Source organism: Chitinivorax sp. B (assembly GCF_005503445.1).
Classification (GTDB): domain Bacteria; phylum Pseudomonadota; class Gammaproteobacteria; order Burkholderiales; family SCOH01; genus Chitinivorax.
In genome coordinates this window covers 1-19367 of the sequence record NZ_SCOH01000040.1, presented here as the reverse complement: position 1 = coordinate 19367, position 19367 = coordinate 1, and the positions used below count along the sequence as shown (strand labels likewise).

The window sequence follows — 19367 nt, the reverse complement described above, 5'->3', positions numbered from 1 at the left end:
TGGTGACATCGAACAAGGAGGTGTTTGTGGAAGCTCAAGCCAACAACACGTTGCGCGGTACGCTCATTTTGATTGCGGAAGACAGCCCGACACAGGCAGAGCAATTGTCTTTCATGTTGCAACAATATGGTTGCCGTACGATGACCGCTGCCAACGGCCGGATCGCGCTGGAAATGGCGGCACAGCATCGGCCGGCGTTGTTGATTACCGATGTGGTGATGCCAGAGATGGATGGTTACCAGTTATGCAGTGCCATCAAATCCAACCCTGAGCTACGGGATATTCCAGTCCTGATGGTCACTTCCCTGGCTGGCATGCAGGATATTGCCAAGAGCCTGGAGTGCGGGGCTGACAATTTTGTACGCAAGCCCTACGATTTCGAGATGTTGTTGTCGCGCATCAACTATATCCTGCTCAATCGTGAGTTACGGCAAGGTCGCAAGGTTGAGATCGGGATGGAGCTGATGTTGGACGGCAAGCGCCACTTCATCAATTCCGAGCGCGAGCAGATTGTTGATTTGCTGGTATCAACTTATGAAGAAGCAGTGCATATGAATGAGCAACTGGCGGTCCAGCAGCGCGAGATCGCCCGTTCCAATCACATGATCAGGACGTTGTACAGGATTGCCCGTACCTTGAGTGTGGCCAATACGATGCAGGATATTACGGATATCTCATTGCAAGGGTTGGGCAGCTTGCCTCCCTTTCAGTCGGGCTGGGTATGGCTGATTGATTTGGATGGGATGCGTTTGCACGTGGGCCCAGGGTTGACATCGACCGCCATCGCCTATGCGGGATCGGCGGCCTGCAAGGCCGCCTGTGAGGCGCTGTTGGCCGCAGGTGATGCTGGCCTGCAACGTATGGATGATCCAGCCTTGCCGCATGTCATGGTACCGTTGCTGGCAGGGCAACGATGCATGGGGGTGTTGTGTGTCCTGATGACCCAGGGAAGTCAGTTGGGCGGGGAAGAAGAGAAAGCCCTGATCGCCATTGCCGGCCAGATGTCCGTGGCGGTTGAGAGAGTAAATCTGATGATCGCACTGGCTCAGCGCGCCACGCAGTTGGAACTGGCCAACAAGGATCTGGAAAGCTTCAGCTATTCGGTTTCACATGATCTACGCGCACCACTGCGCGCAGTGAGTGGTTTTGCCCGTATGCTGACAGAACAGTTCAGTCAGCAACTGGGGAGCGAGGGGCAGCGTCTGTTAGCCGTGGTGACCGACAATGCAGCAGTCATGAATAATCTGATCGACAGCCTGCTGACGTTTTCCCGATTGGGGCGCGTTACTGTATCGACAGAGTTGGTGGACATGACCGCATTGGTTCAATCCGTTTACCGTATGTTGTGTGACGAAGACCCGCTTGCCGGCAAGGCAACCTTGCATTTGTCCCCTGTGCCAGCCTGCCGTGGTGATCCGGCGCTGCTCAGGCAGATCTGGGCCAATTTATTATCCAATGCGGTGAAATATGCTGGCAAGCAGCCGCAACCTTTGGTGGAGGTGAGTGGGCAAACCGAAGGTGGGGAGCATATCTATCGCGTCAAAGATAACGGGGTCGGTTTTGATATGCATTATTACGACAAGCTGTTCGGGGTCTTTCAGCGCTTGCATGGCGCGGATGAGTTTCCGGGTACGGGGATCGGCCTTGCCAATATCCAGCGTATTATCAAACGCCATGGTGGCAGAGTATGGGCAGAGAGCGAGGTGGGTAAGGGGGCCACATTCTATTTCAGCCTCCCGACCTGAGTGGGGACATCAGCCGTTACAAAGTCAATATCGATATCGATATCGATATTGATTAAGTCTCTATATTCGAATATTGCATATAGTTGCACTGTTCTTATGCCGATCCTATCATTGAAAAAATAGGCTCATATGACTTGCCCGGGCTTGTGCCGTGCCATACGTGCACGCTTCAATCTGGCATGTATTGCCGCTCGATGTATTGCCGCCAATTCAGGCCCGATCTATAGATATCCAATGCTCAGCATGAACACACGAACCTCCTCAACCTATCGGCCACTGGCTATCTTGGTCCTTACCCTGTTATGCGCTGCCTGTGTTGTGCCACCACCAGATGAGTCCGGGCCAGCGGTCAAATCGCCAGTTTTGACCATTTCACCGCCAGAAGCACGCGCACAGGCACAAAGGCAGGCACTGGAGGCCCGCGACCTGCTACAGAATGGCGATGAAGCGTCAGCGCGCGCCTTGTTGGAACACGCGTTGCAGTTGGACCCTACCAATGAGATCGCCCGTAAGTTGATGGAACAGATCAAGGCAGACGCGCAGCAGGAATTGGGTGCCGCTCACTTTGCCTACGTAGTGCAACCTGGCGATACCATGGCCAAGTTGGCGGAACGCTTCCTGGGGGATCGCCTGCGTTTCTATATCCTGTCCAAATACAATGGATTGATCAATCCCAATCGACTTGCTGCAGGGCAGATCATCAACGTGCCAGGGCAGGCACCCAAGCCTGCACCAGTCAGCCGGACGACCAAGCCAGTCGAGCCTGCACCAGCCCCCGCGCCAGTACCGGAAACGGTCGTCAAACCGGCCGAGCCACCAGCGCCAATGCCCAAACCACAGGCTGAATTGGTGCAACAACAAGCACAGCGCAATGCACTGATTCAACGTTATCGCAAGGAGGCCATGGCGGCATTTCATCGACAAGATCTTGACGGATCGATTCGCAAATGGGATCAGCTACTGCAACTGGCGCCGGATGACGCCAACGCCAAATACAACCGGGCCAAGGCGGTGGATCTGAAAGCCAAGCTGCAGAAATTCCCGGTCAAGTAAGGTGTCATCTTCCTACTATGCGCTATCAGCCTGTACCTGCTGGCATATGACGTGTTGAGCAGGTTGAGCCACATATCTCTGCCGGCCCATATCAATCCGGGGATAGATCGCCGGTAGAGGGTTGCATCGGTTGCCGGAACTTGGCCGCCCGTGCCGCCTGGGTGCGGATGGATCGCTGCCGTTCAATGTCTCGTAACGTGGCTAATGCCACGGCGTGATTCGGGTCTGTAACCAGAATGCGTAGCATTGCGCTAGCTGCCTCGTCCAGTTGACCTTTGCGCTGCGCCTGCTGGCCTAGTTGCAGCCAGCGTGCAATAGCAACCGGTATAGCGGCTTCAGCTTGTTCGCGTTTGGTTTGGTAATCCGGATGGGTCGGCGCCAACAAGGTCAGAATCTGCCAATGCGTTACCGCGCGGGGTAAATCATCTGCGGCCTGAGCGCGCCAGGCCAATTGTTCGTGTTGGCGAATGGCCTGTTCGATCGCAATCCGTTCGTATGATTGCCGTCTGCTCTTGCTTGGGGTGCTGCAGGCAACAAGCCCGCAGGTCGCAAGCAGCAATGGGATCATTGTCGGTTTCATGGTTTGCGCGGTGTGTTGACGAATACCAATAGCTTGGCCTTGAAAGTGGCCAGATCATCATCGCCAAAAATCATCGTGCGTTTCAGCATATGAGGGTAAGCAAAGAAGCCATTGCCGCCAGGTGTGACGGTCAGGCCCATTTCAACACCATGTTTGGTTAACAAGCTGGTCACGTGCTCATTGGTGTCACCATAAGGGAAGGCATAGCTGTAGCTATTCACACCCAACTGCGAACGCAGCACGGTGATGGGGGTGGTCACTTCCTGTTCCAGTCTCGCCTGGTATTGTAGTTGACGTTCGCCTGACTGCAGCACCGCCAGATTCCCATGGCTTTTCGAATGCGGCTGCACGTCAATTAAGCCGGATGCCTCCATTGCCTGCATTTGCGCCCAGCTCAGTGCGTCAGTGGCGCCCACAAAATCACTATATAAAAACACCGTGGCCGGAAAACCATGCTGCTTCAAAACAGGGTACGCGATGTCATATACGCTGCGATATCCATCATCCATGGTCAGGATCACGGTTTTTGGCGGTAGGGATGCATGCCCCCTGAGAAAAGGGATAAGCGCGGACAACGGCATAACCTTGAAGCCGTTGTCGGCGAGATAAGCCATTTGGGACGCAAATGCAGACCGACTGACAGTCAGCTTTCCACGATGATCTCCAAACCGGTGATAACACAGAATGGGGATGGTCTGGTAGCCATGACTATACAAACCAGAAGGGGGAGGTGCATTGAGCGGAATCACCAGCACTTTACCTGGCGTGGCCTGTTGGGTGCGATTGAACTCCGAAATACGGGAGGCCAGTTCAGCATCACCCAAATAATCCCGGGCCAAGCTGGCCAGCGAATCCCCCTCACTGGGTAAGACCACCGCAAAATCGGCATCACGGCCAATCAGATTATTGGGTTGGATCGGGCTGGGCAAATGGCCACAGGCCGACAAAATCAAAACCAGCCCAGCAAATAGCAAATAATGTAGATTGAACTGAAAAGACATCAATTTGACCCATCACGTTGACCTGCTGGATGGCCGGGGATCGGACCAGATGGTAAGAGAGGGTACTGTTGGTGCCCTCTCTAATTACTGTTAAACGGTGCTGGTCGCGTTACGGTGTGGCTGTGGTTGCAACGATTGATCGCCTGTCACAATGACGGTTTCCAGATTGCGGGGCGGGGCACCGTCCCCTTTCAATTCGGGGTGATCAAGATCATGCCGTTGTTGCAATGACTGCGCGGCAGCATCAAATGCTTCATATAGCTCACCAAAATCGTCACGACGGGTTTCGCCGATTCGATAGTCATACCGACCCAGTGCCAATTCCTTGAGCGAGTTGCGCAGCACCCGCAATGGCTCTGACAATCGTTGTGCCAAGAAATAGCTCCCGGCTGCTACCGCCAGCGTTGTCACCAGAATCAGTGCGCCCAGCATCAGTAACGTCAGGCGGGAAACTTCAGTCAGCGGCGACAGGAAAATACCCAGATGCACTGTGCCGATAGTGCGGCTTTGAAAGACCACCGGTGCTTCAAAATCCAGGACCTCGCGTTGATTGGGTAGCTGGTAGCGCTGGACCTTGACACCCGACTCGTGACTGGTCAGCACGTCACCATCCTGTGTTACATAACGGGTACCAATTTGCGATGGTAAATTGCTGCCACGAACGATCCCCTGATGGTCGATCACCTGTAGATGGCTGAAGGCCTGCCGGCTGATGGTGTCCTGAATGAAGACATCCACTTCCGTCCATTCCTCCGCCAGAATGTAGGACGAGGTACGTGACGCCATGAATTTGGCCAGCGAGCCGCCATAGCTCATCGCCTGCTGCATCATTGCTTCATCCTGACGTTGATGGATGAAGGCACTGGCCAGCACCATGGTGACACTGACAATCGTCGCCATGATCAAGGCCCAGCGTACCCGGATTGGAATCAACCGGCCATGCTCCTTGCGCTGGCCTGCCTCGGCTATCTCCTTGGCTACACCGATCAGTGCCTGTGCCAGCTCATCCCCGGTCTGAAAACGTTTGTCCGGTTGTTTCCGTAGTGTGCGATCAATGATTCGGCGTAGGCTCAAAGGTAGATCCGGCCGCAATTTATCAAGCGGTACCGGGTCGGACTTCATGATTTTCAGGGCTACGCTGACCAGGGTATCACCTTCAAAAGGCAAAGCACCCGCCAGCAACTGGTACAACACAACGCCGGCAGAAAACAGATCAGACCGAGCATCTACTGCTTGACCACTGACCTGCTCGGGAGACATGTAATTGGGTGTACCCAGCACATCCCCTACGCGGGTAGCCTGTGTGGCATCCCCACCTTCAATGCGACAAATACCGAAATCTGCCACCTTGATGGTTTTACTATCGTTCAGCTGCATAATATTGGCGGGCTTCACATCGCGATGAATGACACCACGTTTGTGTGCATAATCCAGTGCCTTAGCCAATTGAATGCCGATTTCCACCACCGTCTTCGTGGATAGCACCTCCTTTTTCTTGAGGAGATCAGATAGTGTGTGTCCATCGACGAATTCCATCGCAATATAAGGCTGTTCGCCATCCTCGCCGACGTCGTATACGGTCACGATATTGGGGTGCGACAATACCCCGGCCCCACGCGATTCACGTAGAAAGCGAGTACGGTAGTCTTCAACGCGCGACAGTTCCGGTCGCAGTACCTTGATGGCAATGGTCCGATCGATTTCCGGGTCATAGGCCTTGAAGACGCGCGCCATGGCACCTTCACCAATCTTTTCGCGCATTTGGTAACGCCCGACTTTGTCGCTGTCACTTTGTACGGGCTGCCAGGCGAGCATGGTTTGATCGAGCATTGTGTTCTCCGGATTGAATCTGGTTAAACGTTTTCTGTCGGGCAGTACGCACAGGCCAAGCCACTCTTTACACGGTCGGGCTGAATAAAGACTGTCTCATTGCGCCAGTCGATGATGGCAAGCGATACCGCCAAGTGCGGTGGCCGGATATCGAACAGATTGCAATCATCGATATCACGGGCGGAGAAGGGGGCACCGATTACCTGACACAGTCAGGTAACGTTTTCAGCCGAGCGATCAGAGCCGACAGGCAAATCAACTGCAAGTTATGTCGAATCCAGCAACTACTTTTCAGCGTAATCTGAAATCGATAACAGATTGCTTTTGGTGATAACTCTGATCATCTGTCATGCCGATGAATGTGTCCACTACATATGCACTTAGGTAAGTAAATGCCAGGCACGTTGAAGTGAGCAATTCCAATTGGACAGCGCACAATGCTTAAGCTTGGGATGAGGGTATTGAGGAAAAATGAAACGTACTTGAAGGCCTCCAGAAATTGGCCAGATTTAGTTGTCTATCGATGCCCATCACGGTGGCATTGGGATTGGGAAGCTATTTACTGATGTTACACACTGGCTATGCAGTCAAAGGTCAAGAGGCCTGTTTGGAGCCCTGTGCTGTTCGCCTGGGGGCAGGAGAACGGCAAAAGCTGTTCAAGTGGCGCAAAGCGCCACGATAAGCCAAGTCCTTGGTTTTCCTCTTACCGGGTGTGCAGAGGACTTGCACTTCATGGCCACGGCCACCACCAGTCGGTTGTGCTTGCGTGCGACACGCCCGGCCGGGTGCACATGAAAAAAGCCTGCATTGATGCGGGCTTGATTGAACTGGACAGTATTTTCAATGAGTCTGACGTCACAAAAGTATTTCTGTTTGATAGTGCCTTAATTGTCTGCGCCTGATCCGCTGAGCGGATCGTGTAATGGGCATAGAAATTCCCTATATCTCTCCCTCCGTACTATTGCGCCCAGCGATTGAATTAAAGGGCTGTCTCAGGTTGTCCCGTTGAATGAAGCGTTAGACCTCGCTGATGAATCGGGGAGTGCTGCTGCAGATAGCAGTTCTTCGCATGACCAATTGCGAGAAAGCCAGATCGTGAGCGCGGTTCCGGACAGATGCCACCAAATCATGCCACGGTGCCGTTGGTGCTCAAGCAGATAACCGGAAGCAACCCACCATGCAACCAATTCACCGGGATCTGTGCGGTTCGCGGATGGTGAAAGCAAGCCGATTACTACTGAATACGGGTTCATTGCATGGACTTTGGGACTGCCGATGCCTCGAGCTTTTCGCCAGACAAGCAGTTGCTGTTCTTTCGAGGCCAACAGCACTGGTTTAGCAGGCAAGCCTTGGGCACCGCTTAATCCAAGCCAATACAGCACTGGCGGTGAAATCAACAATGCCGTCAAAAACACCGTGACAAAGGCCATGACAAATTTTTGGAGGCGGCTCATAAAGGTCTAATGTTGAAAATAGTCAGTACCAAGCACAGCTTTGGGCTATCCAGTTGACTGATGGGATGGACCCCCTGAATTTGTGGCCCAAAGTAGGCGTAACTGATCTGCATTGTTAAATGGGGATCAGCCTCACTCAACAAGAGGAATCTGCCATGAATGCTACTACGGTTGCAGTTGAGCAGGCCAAGTCCTGCGGTTGCTGATTTTGCATGGCGTGTCGTTGAACAACACTGGCTTACGCGTAGTCAATTAGTTCTTTGTCATGCTAGATGACGCAAGCAGCAAAAAGCCCACAGCGATGCGGGCTTAGGGCTTATTTAGTGCATTGAGGTGCCAAGTGATGCCGGAACCCAAATCATTCCCACTCGATTGTATTTTGAGTGAAATTTTCTTTTAAAAACAACAAGTTGCATATAAAGCAACAATTGATGCCATGAAAAATACCATGCTAATTCCAAGCAATCTTACTTCGCTCGCTGCATCGCGTCGGTTAGAGCTAGACGCAATGGCTCCAACAATTGCTCGATAGTGTCCTCAGAGCTAAGTGCAGCAGTCCCCGCTGACGACAGCACCACCGTCCCTTTGTAAGGACTGGACAGTCGAAGCTGGATCTTCTCCATCGCGAACTTCCTGTCCTGGGTAAGTGCTGCACAGGCGACACGCACGTCCCGCTCACCCTTGATTACAACCTTCGCGACGATGCCTGCATCGATCTCCAAAGCACCGATTTGGAGAGAGTCCACAACCGATGACACCCCGCCGACGTTCTGGAGCACAGCCGACCAAGACAAAACATCGACCACCGCAGGCGTTATGGCAACCTCAAAATCTACCGCCTCAGACAGCCTATTCATCAGCGCCTGGACATTGCGCGGCGGGTCAATTAGTTCCAGACCAGGTGCCGCTAAAGAAGCTCTAAACAGCGTTTGACGGAACTCAACTCGATCAAAGGTCAGCTCTTTCCCGAAGGGATCAACGACGACATCGGTGTATTCCACCCGCTCCACGTAGCGGGCCTCAAGATAATCGTCACGCACTCGGTCAATGAAAAATCCGTGCCCCGATTCGCCTTCGAATGTACGCATCTTGATTCGCTTCGCCAATGTGCGAATCGAAGTGGGCCATTCAACTTGGAACCAGCGAAATCTTTTCATGGTCACTCCTTGGAATCACCGGGTTCGTCATCGGCAGCTTCTTTCAGCAGGTCAGCTAATACCTTCCTGGCGGTTTCTTCAACGAGCGAAAATAGCTGAGCTTTCTCTGCATCAGTCACATGCACAATCGACTTTCGGTGTGTTCCTTTGTGCGCTCGAAAGGCGCCTTGCGCTTGATACCGAAAGCCAGTGCCCGTCTTACGATCTTCGAATCCAGCGTCAAACTGAATAATGTCATTCGGTTCGCGCTCATGCTCTGAGCGCCATGTAATTGCCGTAATGAAAAAACCGCGAGCAGTAAGGTCTTTGTATTCCTGAGACTGCACAAGGTTTTGCCCTGACAACGCCATGCTATGCACGACTGCTGCAAACATCTCCTTTGCAGCTCCATCCTCAAGGTCATCTTCCAAATCAAGGTTATCTTCGTCGTCCTCGCCCTTCGTTTGCAGCGATGACACCTTCAAGTTCATTACGTTCTTGAGTTTGTATCCCGGCAATGATGAGATCAAGCGCGTAAAAAACTTGGATCGCAACGCAGGGGTGGTGAGGCCGGTCAGTTCAATCGTTTCCTCAACGATCTTTTCCTTCCGTTTCTGCTCGACCGTCTCCTTGATCGCGGCCACAACGCGCTTTGCCTTGTCGGTTGCAGGGAGCCTGACCACGGTCTGGCCATTTTCCACAAAGAACTCAATACCGGCTTCATGGCGCTCGCGCTGAAGCAGCCGGGTTCGCGTGTGGTTGAATTCCTCGTAAGAAATGTTGACTGCGTAGCCCGTTCCACCCTTTGGCCGATGCGTGACGTTCTCACTGACCCCAACGGCCTCGGCGTAGGCTGTAGCCGCTTCTTTCATCTCCTCAACAGAGAGCTGAGAGCCCAGTCGCACGAAGGTCGTCCTTTCACGCCGATGGGCTGGTTCTCGCTTTTGGACAATACCTGCGATGTCATGAAAATCATGCGGCAACAGAGATAGGCGATCAGCCAACTCTTCCCGAGAGTCCTCGGGCGAGTAGAAAATCCCTCTGTCTCGTGCCAATTCACGTAGCACGGCGGCCGTTAGCCTTTGCTTGCCTGAAATTAGCAAGTCGTAAATATCGTTATCGTTGGCGCTCAGGTGATCGAGAAACTCAGCCATTACCATGTCCCCAAATCAATTGCCGAATAGGTGCTCTTGACCTTATTCATAGGCTCGTACTTGATTGCATTCACATAACCTGCCAAATCAGTCTTGCTGGCGTCAACATTGATGCCTTCAATATATTGCTGCTGCGCACGCTGGAAGGTAGGCGATGAAATTGGCGATGCGCCAAGTGTTTTGATGGTGACTGCCGTGTTGTCGTCCAACAGTTCGTACTTGCGAAGAGTATCAATCAGATACATAAACTCGTCCGCAGTCTCCCCTTTTCTGGAATAGAAGACCACAACACCCCGCTTCGCACTCCCTTTCGGATCGCGATGTTCGAGAATAATTATGGGGGATGTCAGCATTTCCAGCGTGGCGGCTTTGGCGGTTCTCGCCTGAAGATTCGCACGACGGTTCAACTGCGGATGAAAGTATGTGCAGAACTCATGCGATGGCAGCTCGGCAGGCCGCTTGCCTCGCATTCTCTGCACCTCATCACGGATGTTGTCTAGCCAGAATATTTCTTTCGGCCCAAGCACGAAGAGCTTTGCACTCCTGGGAAGATGTAAGGATTCTGGGTTTATTCCGATTAGATTCTTCTGAAAATCTGCTTCGTATTCCCCATCGTGGTTATATACAAACAAGAGCCCACAGATTGAAGCAGTCACATGATCGTGGCCATGAAGTTCCCGCCAGCGATCACTCTTGTCAGCGCACGCAACCTGCTTTGCCAGACTCTCGATGGCGGATTTAACCGAAGCGGGACGAATCGTCCCTTTGGCATAGCTTTTCAGGTCGCAATGGACGTAGGTTCTGATCGGAGAATATGGTTCGTCGTAGTAATAAACGACATCACATGGATGCGTTTTAACGTCGTGCCGCTCTTGATCTTCACACGGCCAGTCATGGTTCGTCGGGCCACTACGCTCCCAAAAGAACTCGCTGAATAGCTCTGTTGCTGCGATCTCAGCAAGTTTTGCAGTATTCTCATTCTCCGCTGACATTTACGCTCCCTGTCGGTTAACCCACTTTTCTAGTGTTACGGATGACTTGCGTCTAAAGTATATCGGCGCACTGTGTAAATTTGCTTATCATGCGTTGCTCTCTACTGCCAGGCTAAGCATCACATTCGCACAGATCGCAAATCGAGCACTTGGCCCCTTTTGTCATCAGCCTAACCGTGCTGCCTCTGCTGCGATGTGACCAGCCAGCGCTGCCACAAACGTCCTGAGACTCGTCATCGACGATAGCTCGGTGAAATCGCCGGTATCCACCGCACTGCGCTCCGCAGCGATGACGGCTGCGGTGGTGTAAAGCTGCTCTTGCACCAGGCGCTGACACAGCAGGTCATACCGCTTGAGGTATGACGCTCCTTTGAATTCCTCGAACACAGGGAAATGCGGCGATGAGTCACGTACGGGCCTGCGTGATTCCGGGGCATCCTCGACCATCATGAGCCATCCGACAAAGGGGCGCGGCTGCTTACCAAACGCTTCTTCTCGGAAGGCCGTCCAAAGGTCATGCGCTGTTCCGATAGCTTCCTCTGTTCGGTTGTTGAAGTTATTTCCGAACGATGGGCCAACCTGACTCTTTAGTTCAATGGCTGCGATCAGTTCACCCTTGTAGATCACCAGTAGATCCCATAGCTTCGTGGGGCGGAAATAGCCTGGCAAGGTCAGCATCGCCTTGTTCTGGTGAATCTCTGCATGGGCCAGCCCGTTGGCCTTGATGATGTCGAGTACCAAAGCCAAGAACCCGTCCATGTTCTTGCCACCGGTGACACCGGCGCGTTCACCCTGGTCAGCCTTTCCGGACTCAACCTGCTTCTGCCGCGCAGCTTGGCGATTCCCCCAAAATGCCTTCACGGCGTCACGGGCTTTTTGTTCGTAGTTGACGAGATCAAGTGCCATTTATTCTCCATTGCCTCCAAGGGCAGATCGTTCTTCGTGGTTCAGGCCATAGAGTTTGAACACAGCCCGGTTGCAGGCTTGCACATCTCGTTTAATGGCAGATGCGGCCAACTCACGACGCAGCGGCCCAGGCACATCTGCCCAGTGTGGGATGCGGATGCGACGCAGGTACTGCGCCTGGAAGCGCAAAAATCCTCCCCGCATTTTCGTTGAATAGGTCGCTACGAACAGGCGAGTGACGGCGGACAGCAGTACCGCCTGCAAGGCTCGCAAGTCCCAGTCATCTGACGTAACGTAGTAGAGGTTGTGGTGGGGATACAGCCCACCACTTTCAAAGACGACGTGCGCCTCTCCCTTGATATCCGGGATCAGGAGCTTCGGTCTTGCGGCCAACGCAGGCGTAATGCGGTCAATCGTGCGATACCAGCTGGCCGGTGCTTTCTGTGCGCAATGGCGTCCGGCAATCACCCCTCGACGAGCCTCAAGGTAGCGCCGTAGGCGTGGATATTCAGCGAGATCAACCAGACCACCCGGTTCGGCAAAGGGATTAATGACGCCCTGCCCACACCATTGCACCTCGCCGGTCATAATGTCCTTGGTTGTCACCAGCGGTAGCTTACGATCCGGCTCGACATCGAGCACTTTGAAGTCCCCGATGAATGCTTTATCAGCGCCAGTTGCGACACCTATGCCGATCTTGCACCCCACTTCTTCCAACAGGGGAAAAGTACCTTCAAGTCGGCGAATAAGCGCCATCTGGTCGGCAGATTCCAGCAGCCACGGCTCTGCGCCATTGGTGACGCGGGCGAGTTCCCGCACTGGCCCTGCGTCCTTCGGCAGCGTCGGCGCATGCAGTAAGCCCGCCAGTGTGGTTAGAGTCTCCCGGTCAATGGCTGGACGGTGAGCAATGCGTGTTGTCCTCGGCTCTTCACGGCTGATGATGGTGATAGCCGGATAGGCGATCACATCTGATTGGAAAGCCGGTGTATCCACCATATCGACATAGACCTTCAAATGGAACCGCTCGGCCACAAGGCTGCGCAGCGGCCCACCATAGCGGTTCTTCATCCAGCGATCAGCGCAGATGAAGCCCAAATTACCGCCAACCGACAAGGCCGACAGCGACCGCTCGATGAAGGGAATGTAGATGTCCGCCCGGTCATACATTGTCTGGTAGCGACTGCGGTACGCGGCCAATAATGGGGCGGGAATCAACTCCTGTCGGACATAGGGTGGATTTCCCACCACGAAATCGAATTCCCCATCCAATGGGGCCAGCAGGAAATCCCCTTGCAACAACCAGCGGCCAGCCAAAGCCGTTGCAGTATTTGCAGCTATCCCCCTGCGCTTGAGAAGCGCAACAACGCTGGCATAGGTATTTCGGAAGGTGTCATGGTGCAGCTCGACCGCCCGAATCGCGTCGCTCAATGAGTCAAGCACAGACCCGTTCGATCCCGTGGCCTGCCATGCATTCAACAGTCGTTCAATGATCGGCAGCAGGAAGTCTCCACCACCGAATGACGGCTCTAATAGCCGCTTTGTGTGAAGCGGCTGATCCTTCGTATAGCCTGCAAGGTCAAGGATAAAATCAACCACTTCGGGGCGGGTGAAAATTGCCCCGCGAGCCTCGAGCCCGCCCTCTGTTGCCAGCACCTCAGTCGCAGCACTTACAGGACAAGCAACGGAGGCACTTGGCTCTCTTGCAACGCGAGCCACAACCTTATGGTTCGGGCTGTCGATGCGATCTACTTGTCGGAGCATTCCGTCTCGTCCTCATTGGCGCGGCGTTATGACGCCGACGTGTTTGTAAAGGGTGGTGCGTGACACGCCATAGCGGCGAGCCACGTCTGCCACCTGAATGTCCGGGTCGCGCAAAAGCGCCTTGATTTCCCGCACCTGCTGCTCATCCAGCTTCGGCTTACGGCCACCAGCCCGACCACGGGCACGGGCAGCAGCTAGACCGGCCTGTGTGCGCTCGCGAATCAAGTTCCGCTCGAACTCTGACAGGGCAGCGAACACATGGAAAACCAACCTGCCCGATGCGCTGTCCGTCTCAATCTTCTCGGTCAGGCTCTCAAAACCGATGCCGCGCTGTTCCAGTTCGGCCACGACATGCACCAAGTCCGGCAGGCTGCGCCCGAGTCGATCCAGTCGCCAAACCACGAGGGTGTCACCCTCTCGCAGCGCCTTTCGGCACTGCTCAAGCTCAGGTCGAGCGGTCGATTTCCCGCTGGCCGCTTCCTCGTAGATGATGCTGCAACCGGCTTTCGTCAGCGCGTCCCTCTGCAAATCAAGGTGCTGGTCATCCATCGAAACGCGGGCATAGCCGATGCGTTGTTTCATTGACAGTACCAAAACATAGAAAAATTGACGCCAATATTAACAGATCGAATGTCTCAGGGATAGATCAATCGGCGATTCCGCAGCGTGTCCAGAAAACGACCGTTTGTTGGACAACCCGCTCAGATGTTCGTGGCGCGTACCACCGGCAGGCCAAACAAAGCCCCCCAAGCATCCAGCGCCTGTCCTTGGATCGTCGGAATGCTTGTCTCACGCGCCCACCAATCGTTCGCAGCACCCACCAGCACATCGGGCGAGTGCGCAAGGCTGACCAGCATGGGATAAACAAGGAGCTGTTCATAGCAGATCGAGTACGCAACCTTACGGCCGGCAACCAGAGCGATGCCGCTGGCTAGCGGATCGGCCGCGATGGATTCGGCAGACCAGGGCCGCCACATGCCAATCGGCACCGGCACCCGCTGGACCAGTGGCGCGGACTCGTCGCCGAGGACAACCAGGGCATTCTGCAATTGATGCCCTGCTGGGCCAACCACTTCCGCGCCAATCAGGACCGCGCTACCTTTGGCCTTCAGCTGTGCCGACAAATCAGCCAACATTGAGGCGTTGAAGTCATTGACCTGGCGCACACGCGGCAGGACGGTTTCCGGCATAACCAGAACGCGACCAGGTTGCAGCTGGCTGGCGATCATGAGAACTTGCGCCATGCGCTGACCTTCAGCCAGGAAGTTAGGAGCTGCGGCAGTCTGCAGCCGTGCAAAGGCAGTGTCTTGCCCTGACCAGGCCGAAACCCATGGTTCAGGTTTTGCCTGAAGCGCGACAATGTTGGAGGCCACTGCAACGCTGGCCAGAATTGCGACCGCTGGCCAACGGCGTAACACAGCCAAAACAAGACTGGCCACCAGGCAGGCCAAGCCGACAAAGCCAAGACCAGGAAAGAGAACGCCGGCGGCCGTCAGCGGGTTCACCCAGCCGATGAATCCCACTGGAGGCAGCGCCGTCAGTGCGAGCGCTGCCGGCATGGTCCACGCCTGGCGGCGTGGGTGTTGACTCCAAAGGAGAAGCCAGGGCAGCGCGTTGACCAGACCGGCGGCGAGCCATAGCGCCCAGCTGAACCACAAAGGAGCCGATTCCGCGAAGAAGATGCCGGCACCGAACGGCAGGCCACGACTGGCAGCCAGGTAATAAGCCAGCGCGATCATGCCAGCCCACCAGCGAGAGCCAGCCAAGCTCCACAGCAGGGGCATAGCGGCCGCCAGGCCGGCAAGCGAGTGCAGCCCCTCATGCCCCCACGCAAAGCCGCACAAGGAGCCGCCCGCCACCAGAAGCGCCATCCTGTCGCTCAGCTTCAGCCAAGAACGTGCCCACCCCGAAACAGCCATTTCGGCGCTCAAGATGTTGCATCCTGGACAGGTACAGACTTCAACTTTCGCCGGCGTCTACTGCGACTAGTGAGGGCGTCCACGTCGAGGTTGAGCCAAAGCCACCAGCCGCCCCGATAGCTAGCGTCGTCTTGCCAGTCCTCGATATCCAACGACTCTGGGACAGGCCCTCGGTATTGCTCAGCCAGTGCCTTCTGCAGCTGTTCGGGCACGTCACGAATCGCTTGAGCGAACACGTACAAGTTGAAATCCGGCAGGGTTGCGTGAATTCTGCCCTGGGCCTCGCTGCGAACATGAGTCACGAAGAAAGCCATCTTCAGCCTCCCCGATTCTTGGTGTATCGTTGTTGGGTCATGGCAACTCTCTCAATGGGTCGTCGTGGCAGGCAGTGCGAACGCCGCAATCGTTCGTGCTGCCACCTTTTCCAGAGACTTGCTGTCCAGTTCCCGAAGCGACAGTACCGACAACGGATCGTCAATTGCTTCCAGCAAGTTTTCCAGCTCCCAACGGTCAACCGGCACTACGATCATTCTCTCGGTGTCGTCATCGTGGCACACCAGATAGAGCTGGCCATCAAGTTCAATCGCGTAATTCACCGGGCCGCAGCCCAGTTCTTCAGCCCCCTCATCGAACACATGATTGATGGCCGTGGCCTGGGTCAGCATTGCCATGGCCGAATTCATCTTGATTTGGTTTCGCATTTTCAATTCTCCAAGTCTGTTGAGTTGCACGTTTACTGCTGGCTGGCTTCGGCGCTGGGCAAAAGTGGCCGGCCGCCGGCATCCTGAAAAGTCGCCTCGCACTTGGGCGACGACTGCCAATTGCTGCAGTACCAAAACAGCCCTTTCTTTCCCTCCTTCAGGAAGAGCGAACCGGTGTGACATTTCGGGCATGGTTGCGCCTGCCGGGTGTGTCCCTCCATGAAAGTCGTGACCTTGGCTTTGGTACTGTTCGTGAATTGCAATGGCAATCGCTCCAAGAAATTCTTGTTGCGCTCACGCATGAGGTCGTTGGCTTGCTGCTTGTCCGCCGGCGTCGGCAACGTGAACCCCAGCCATTCCCGCAGGTAATCCACCATGCCGACGAGAATTTGCTGCTCGGCGCGGTCCTTTTCGACCTGGCGGCGAAGCCGGTTGATAGCGGTCGCTATGCGCGCCTCCACGTCTGCCAAATAGTCCTTCTCTTCCTGCTGTCGCAGGAAGTCGGCAATCGCCGACCGAATGACGTGCCCGGTGGGCAACCCGATCCAGATAGGCATACATCAAACCAATCTCATCAGGGGAGAGGGCACGTTCGCGTGGTGTAAAGCGGGCAATAGAGGTTGGCCGGACCAAGTCTGCGGGATTATCCACTTTTTGCCCACGCTCAATGGCCCAGCGGAACACTTGCATCACCACTTCCCGAGTATGGACTGCTGTGGCTGGTGCGCCGCGTGCGGCAATTTGGCTGGTGAGATTGCGTAAGTCTTCGTGCGTAATTTCGTTCAGGTGCTTGTTACCAAACGTAGATGCAAGTTCGCGTTGATAGCAGGCACGCCGCATATCGCGTGTCGAATCAGCCATTTCAAGCCCGTTTAGCCAAGCCTGGGCCCAGTCATCAAAGGTTTGCGCATCTTTAATCCGCTGTTTGACACGTGCTTTCTCGCGAGCAGAGGAGATACCTTGGGCGATGATGCGTTTTGCTTCGATCAGTTTCTGCCGAGCTTCAGCCAGTGAGATGCCGGCCGGGCCAAATTGACCAAAGGTCACGGTTTCTTGACGACCACAGAATTGGTAGTTGTAACGGAAGGAGATGGTGCCGACTTTCGAAACGACAACGTAGAGGCCGTCGCGATCAGTGACTTTATAGGGTTTGTCTTGGGGTTTGAGGTGGCGGAGTTTTGTATCAGTGAGCATAGAGCGTTTTTGGGTAGATGCCCCAAAATACCATTCATGGTATTGGAAGTGGGGGCATTAAGTGCGAATTGGGTTGTTGTTCTAGGTTGTATTACCTTGTTTTAAATGGCTATTTACTTGATGGGGTTATGGGGAAAGCGCCATTCCGATACCATGAAAACATGCATCATCAATGAATGGTATTGGGCGATAGATAGGCTAGGGGTGTGCAAATACCATGAAAAGGATGTGCTTGGTTGTCGGAGGGGGTGCTAGGTAATGAAAATCGAAAGTATGAAAAAAGCCCGCATTGACGCGGGCTTGAGGGTGTTTCGTGCTTGCAGATGCGAGCTATTTTTAGTGTTCTGATCATTCCCACTCGATGGTTGCTGGTGGCTTGCCGCTGACATCGTAGACGACGCGGTTGATGCCACGTACTTCATTGATGATGCGGTTGGAGGTGCGGCCCAGCAGGTCATAGGGGAGCTCGGCCCAGTGTGCGGTCATGAAGTCGGTAGTGACGACAGCACGTAATGCAACCACATAATCGTAGGTGCGGCCATCGCCCATGACGCCAACAGATTTGACTGGCAGGAACACGGCGAATGCTTGGCTGGTCAGATCGTACCAGTTCTTGCCTTCGGTATTCTTGGTGTTGCGCAGTTCTTCAATGAAGATCGCATCTGCACGGCGGAGCAGGTCGGCAAATTCACGTTTGACTTCACCCAGAATCCGCACGCCCAGGCCAGGGCCAGGGAAGGGATGGCGATACACCATGTCATGCGGCAGGCCCAGTGCAATACCCAATTGGCGGACTTCGTCTTTGAATAGCTCGCGCAACGGCTCCAGCAACTTCAGATTCAGCGTTTCTGGTAGGCCACCAACGTTGTGGTGACTCTTGATAGTGTGTGCTTTTTTGGTTTTGGCGCCAGCGGATTCGATCACATCCGGGTAGATGGTACCTTGCGCCAGCCATTTGGCATTGGGTAGCTTCTTGGCTTCGCGTTGGAAGACTTCCACGAATTCGCGACCAATGATCTTGCGCTTTTGTTCTGGGTCAGTCACGCCTTCCAGGTGCTTCATGAACTCGGCGCTAGCATCGACATGGATAACCTTGACGCCCAGGTTGCGGGCGAACATGTCCATGACCATTTCACCTTCGTTCAGGCGCAACAAACCATGATCGACAAATACGCAGGTCAGTTTGTCGCCAATGGCGCGGTGGATCAATGCTGCCGCGACAGAGGAGTCAACGCCACCGGACAGGCCGAGAATAACTTCTTCATCACCTACTTGTTCGCGAATCTTGACGATGGCTTCGTCAATGTAGTTCGGCATGGTCCATGACGGCTTGGCATCACAGATATGCAGAACGAAGCGATGTAGCATCTCAGTGCCACGTTTGGTATGGGTGACTTCCGGGTGGAACTGTAAGCCGTAGAAATGCTTGTTTTCATTGACCATGGCAGCTACTGGGCAAGATGGCGTTTCTGCCATGACTTTGAAGCCATCTGGTAGTTGGCTGACTTTGTCGCCGTGGCTCATCCAGACATCCAGCAAGCCGTGGCCAGCATCATTGGTGCGATCCTGCAGGCCTTCCAATAATTTGGAGTGACCACGTGCACGAATTTCGGCGTAGCCGAATTCACGTACGGTACCCGCTTCGACCTTGCCACCCAGTATTTGCGCCATCCACTGCATGCCATAGCAGATGCCGAGTACAGGCACACCAAGTTCAAACAGGGCAGGGTGCGCCTGGTAATCACTTTCGTATACTGAATTGGGCCCGCCGGACAGGATGATGCCTTTAGGATTAAACGCGCGGATTGCGTCGATATCCATATCGAACGGGTGCAATTCGCAGTAGACGTGGGCCTCGCGCACGCGGCGGGCGATCAGTTGGGTGACTTGAGAACCGAAGTCCAGGATAAGGATTTTGTCCATGGGCATTCCTTGCGGGGG

The 19367-nt window shown here is 54.4% G+C and carries 18 protein-coding genes and 1 pseudogene; 3 read left to right on the top strand and 16 right to left on the bottom strand.

Going from position 1 to position 19367, the window contains the following annotated elements:
* Positions 1-2 precede the first annotated feature (2 nt).
* Both FFS57_RS19735 and FFS57_RS19730 read left to right on the top strand, forming a co-directional pair.
* The gene (locus FFS57_RS19735) at positions 3-1745 is read left to right on the top strand and encodes a response regulator (protein WP_137939543.1); all 1743 of its coding nucleotides are present in this window, start codon (positions 3-5) and stop codon (positions 1743-1745) included.
* A 243-nt stretch (positions 1746-1988) separates the two neighbouring features.
* Positions 1989-2798: a LysM peptidoglycan-binding domain-containing protein gene (locus FFS57_RS19730; RefSeq protein ID WP_171014085.1), complete on the top strand. Its 810-nt coding sequence runs from the start codon at positions 1989-1991 to the stop codon at positions 2796-2798.
* 91 nt (positions 2799-2889) lie between these two features.
* Here the strand turns inward: FFS57_RS19730 and FFS57_RS19725 are convergent, their stop codons facing one another.
* The 3 genes from FFS57_RS19725 to FFS57_RS19715 form a co-directional block, all read right to left on the bottom strand.
* Positions 2890-3378 carry a hypothetical protein gene (locus FFS57_RS19725; protein ID WP_137939541.1) on the bottom strand — a complete coding sequence of 163 codons (489 nt, stop codon included), beginning with the start codon at positions 3376-3378 and terminating at the stop codon, positions 2890-2892.
* The gene (locus FFS57_RS19720; protein ID WP_137939540.1) at positions 3375-4379 is read right to left on the bottom strand and encodes a polysaccharide deacetylase family protein; all 1005 of its coding nucleotides are present in this window, start codon (positions 4377-4379) and stop codon (positions 3375-3377) included. Before FFS57_RS19720 ends, FFS57_RS19725 begins: the two co-directional genes overlap by 4 nt.
* Before the next feature lie 90 nt (positions 4380-4469).
* On the bottom strand, positions 4470-6209 hold the full coding sequence (locus FFS57_RS19715) for a serine/threonine-protein kinase (protein WP_137939539.1): 1740 nt from the start codon (positions 6207-6209) through the stop codon (positions 4470-4472).
* Between the two features lie 617 nt (positions 6210-6826).
* On the opposite strand from FFS57_RS19715, the gene FFS57_RS19710 reads away from it, so the two are divergent.
* Positions 6827-7111 carry a hypothetical protein gene (locus FFS57_RS19710; RefSeq protein ID WP_137939538.1) on the top strand — a complete coding sequence of 95 codons (285 nt, stop codon included), beginning with the start codon at positions 6827-6829 and terminating at the stop codon, positions 7109-7111.
* A 90-nt stretch (positions 7112-7201) separates the two neighbouring features.
* On the opposite strand, the gene FFS57_RS19705 is transcribed toward FFS57_RS19710, so the two are convergent.
* From FFS57_RS19705 to guaA, 13 genes and pseudogenes are all read right to left on the bottom strand, one after another.
* Entirely contained in the window at positions 7202-7639 is a 438-nt protein-coding gene (locus tag FFS57_RS19705; RefSeq protein WP_137939537.1) for a hypothetical protein, read from the bottom strand.
* A gap of 491 nt (positions 7640-8130) precedes the next feature.
* Positions 8131-8820, bottom strand: a complete 690-nt coding sequence (locus tag FFS57_RS19700; RefSeq protein ID WP_249384079.1) for a hypothetical protein — start codon at positions 8818-8820, stop codon at positions 8131-8133.
* A 2-nt stretch (positions 8821-8822) separates the two neighbouring features.
* The gene (locus FFS57_RS19695; RefSeq protein ID WP_137939535.1) at positions 8823-9953 is read right to left on the bottom strand and encodes a hypothetical protein; all 1131 of its coding nucleotides are present in this window, start codon (positions 9951-9953) and stop codon (positions 8823-8825) included.
* Positions 9953-10945: a PD-(D/E)XK nuclease domain-containing protein gene (locus tag FFS57_RS19690; protein WP_137939534.1), complete on the bottom strand. Its 993-nt coding sequence runs from the start codon at positions 10943-10945 to the stop codon at positions 9953-9955. The genes FFS57_RS19695 and FFS57_RS19690 overlap by 1 nt, the downstream gene beginning before the upstream one ends.
* Before the next feature lie 165 nt (positions 10946-11110).
* Positions 11111-11851 carry a type-2 restriction endonuclease gene (locus tag FFS57_RS19685; RefSeq protein WP_137939533.1) on the bottom strand — a complete coding sequence of 247 codons (741 nt, stop codon included), beginning with the start codon at positions 11849-11851 and terminating at the stop codon, positions 11111-11113.
* Complete coding sequence (locus tag FFS57_RS19680; protein ID WP_137939532.1) at positions 11852-13612, bottom strand: Eco57I restriction-modification methylase domain-containing protein; 1761 nt, start codon at positions 13610-13612, stop codon at positions 11852-11854.
* A gap of 12 nt (positions 13613-13624) precedes the next feature.
* Complete coding sequence (locus FFS57_RS19675) at positions 13625-14194, bottom strand: recombinase family protein (RefSeq protein WP_137939531.1); 570 nt, start codon at positions 14192-14194, stop codon at positions 13625-13627.
* Between the two features lie 119 nt (positions 14195-14313).
* On the bottom strand, positions 14314-15543 hold the full coding sequence (locus FFS57_RS19670; RefSeq protein ID WP_137939530.1) for a nitrilase-related carbon-nitrogen hydrolase: 1230 nt from the start codon (positions 15541-15543) through the stop codon (positions 14314-14316).
* Positions 15540-15833, bottom strand: a complete 294-nt coding sequence (locus tag FFS57_RS19665; RefSeq protein ID WP_137939529.1) for a hypothetical protein — start codon at positions 15831-15833, stop codon at positions 15540-15542. The genes FFS57_RS19670 and FFS57_RS19665 overlap by 4 nt, the downstream gene beginning before the upstream one ends.
* Positions 15834-15896: 63 nt before the next feature.
* Entirely contained in the window at positions 15897-16232 is a 336-nt protein-coding gene (locus tag FFS57_RS19660; protein WP_137939528.1) for a hypothetical protein, read from the bottom strand.
* Positions 16233-16264: 32 nt separating this feature from the next.
* Positions 16265-16534: a topoisomerase DNA-binding C4 zinc finger domain-containing protein gene (locus tag FFS57_RS25890; protein WP_137939527.1), complete on the bottom strand. Its 270-nt coding sequence runs from the start codon at positions 16532-16534 to the stop codon at positions 16265-16267.
* A 235-nt stretch (positions 16535-16769) separates the two neighbouring features.
* Positions 16770-17426 (bottom strand): annotated as a pseudogene (locus FFS57_RS25885) (tyrosine-type recombinase/integrase); the annotation flags it as partial.
* Positions 17427-17774: 348 nt separating this feature from the next.
* Positions 17775-19355, bottom strand: a complete 1581-nt coding sequence (gene guaA, locus FFS57_RS19645; protein ID WP_137939525.1) for a glutamine-hydrolyzing GMP synthase — start codon at positions 19353-19355, stop codon at positions 17775-17777.
* Positions 19356-19367: the final 12 nt, after the last annotated feature.

What these genes read in the sequence shown, in the direction of transcription:
- FFS57_RS19730 (WP_171014085.1), top strand. Translation starts at nt 1,989, where the DNA reads ATGAACACACGAACCTCCTCAACCTATCGGCCACTGGCTATCTTGGTC.
- FFS57_RS19725 (WP_137939541.1), bottom strand. Translation starts at nt 3,378, where the DNA reads ATGAAACCGACAATGATCCCATTGCTGCTTGCGACCTGCGGGCTTGTT.
- FFS57_RS19720 (WP_137939540.1), bottom strand. Translation starts at nt 4,379, where the DNA reads ATGTCTTTTCAGTTCAATCTACATTATTTGCTATTTGCTGGGCTGGTT.
- FFS57_RS19715 (WP_137939539.1), bottom strand. Translation starts at nt 6,209, where the DNA reads ATGCTCGATCAAACCATGCTCGCCTGGCAGCCCGTACAAAGTGACAGC.
- FFS57_RS19705 (WP_137939537.1), bottom strand. Translation starts at nt 7,639, where the DNA reads ATGGCCTTTGTCACGGTGTTTTTGACGGCATTGTTGATTTCACCGCCA.
- FFS57_RS19700 (WP_249384079.1), bottom strand. Translation starts at nt 8,820, where the DNA reads ATGAAAAGATTTCGCTGGTTCCAAGTTGAATGGCCCACTTCGATTCGC.
- FFS57_RS19695 (WP_137939535.1), bottom strand. Translation starts at nt 9,953, where the DNA reads ATGGCTGAGTTTCTCGATCACCTGAGCGCCAACGATAACGATATTTAC.
- FFS57_RS19690 (WP_137939534.1), bottom strand. Translation starts at nt 10,945, where the DNA reads ATGTCAGCGGAGAATGAGAATACTGCAAAACTTGCTGAGATCGCAGCA.
- FFS57_RS19685 (WP_137939533.1), bottom strand. Translation starts at nt 11,851, where the DNA reads ATGGCACTTGATCTCGTCAACTACGAACAAAAAGCCCGTGACGCCGTG.
- FFS57_RS19680 (WP_137939532.1), bottom strand. Translation starts at nt 13,612, where the DNA reads ATGCTCCGACAAGTAGATCGCATCGACAGCCCGAACCATAAGGTTGTG.
- FFS57_RS19675 (WP_137939531.1), bottom strand. Translation starts at nt 14,194, where the DNA reads ATGAAACAACGCATCGGCTATGCCCGCGTTTCGATGGATGACCAGCAC.
- FFS57_RS19660 (WP_137939528.1), bottom strand. Translation starts at nt 16,232, where the DNA reads ATGCGAAACCAAATCAAGATGAATTCGGCCATGGCAATGCTGACCCAG.
- FFS57_RS25890 (WP_137939527.1), bottom strand. Translation starts at nt 16,534, where the DNA reads ATGCGTGAGCGCAACAAGAATTTCTTGGAGCGATTGCCATTGCAATTC.
- guaA (WP_137939525.1), bottom strand. Translation starts at nt 19,355, where the DNA reads ATGCCCATGGACAAAATCCTTATCCTGGACTTCGGTTCTCAAGTCACC.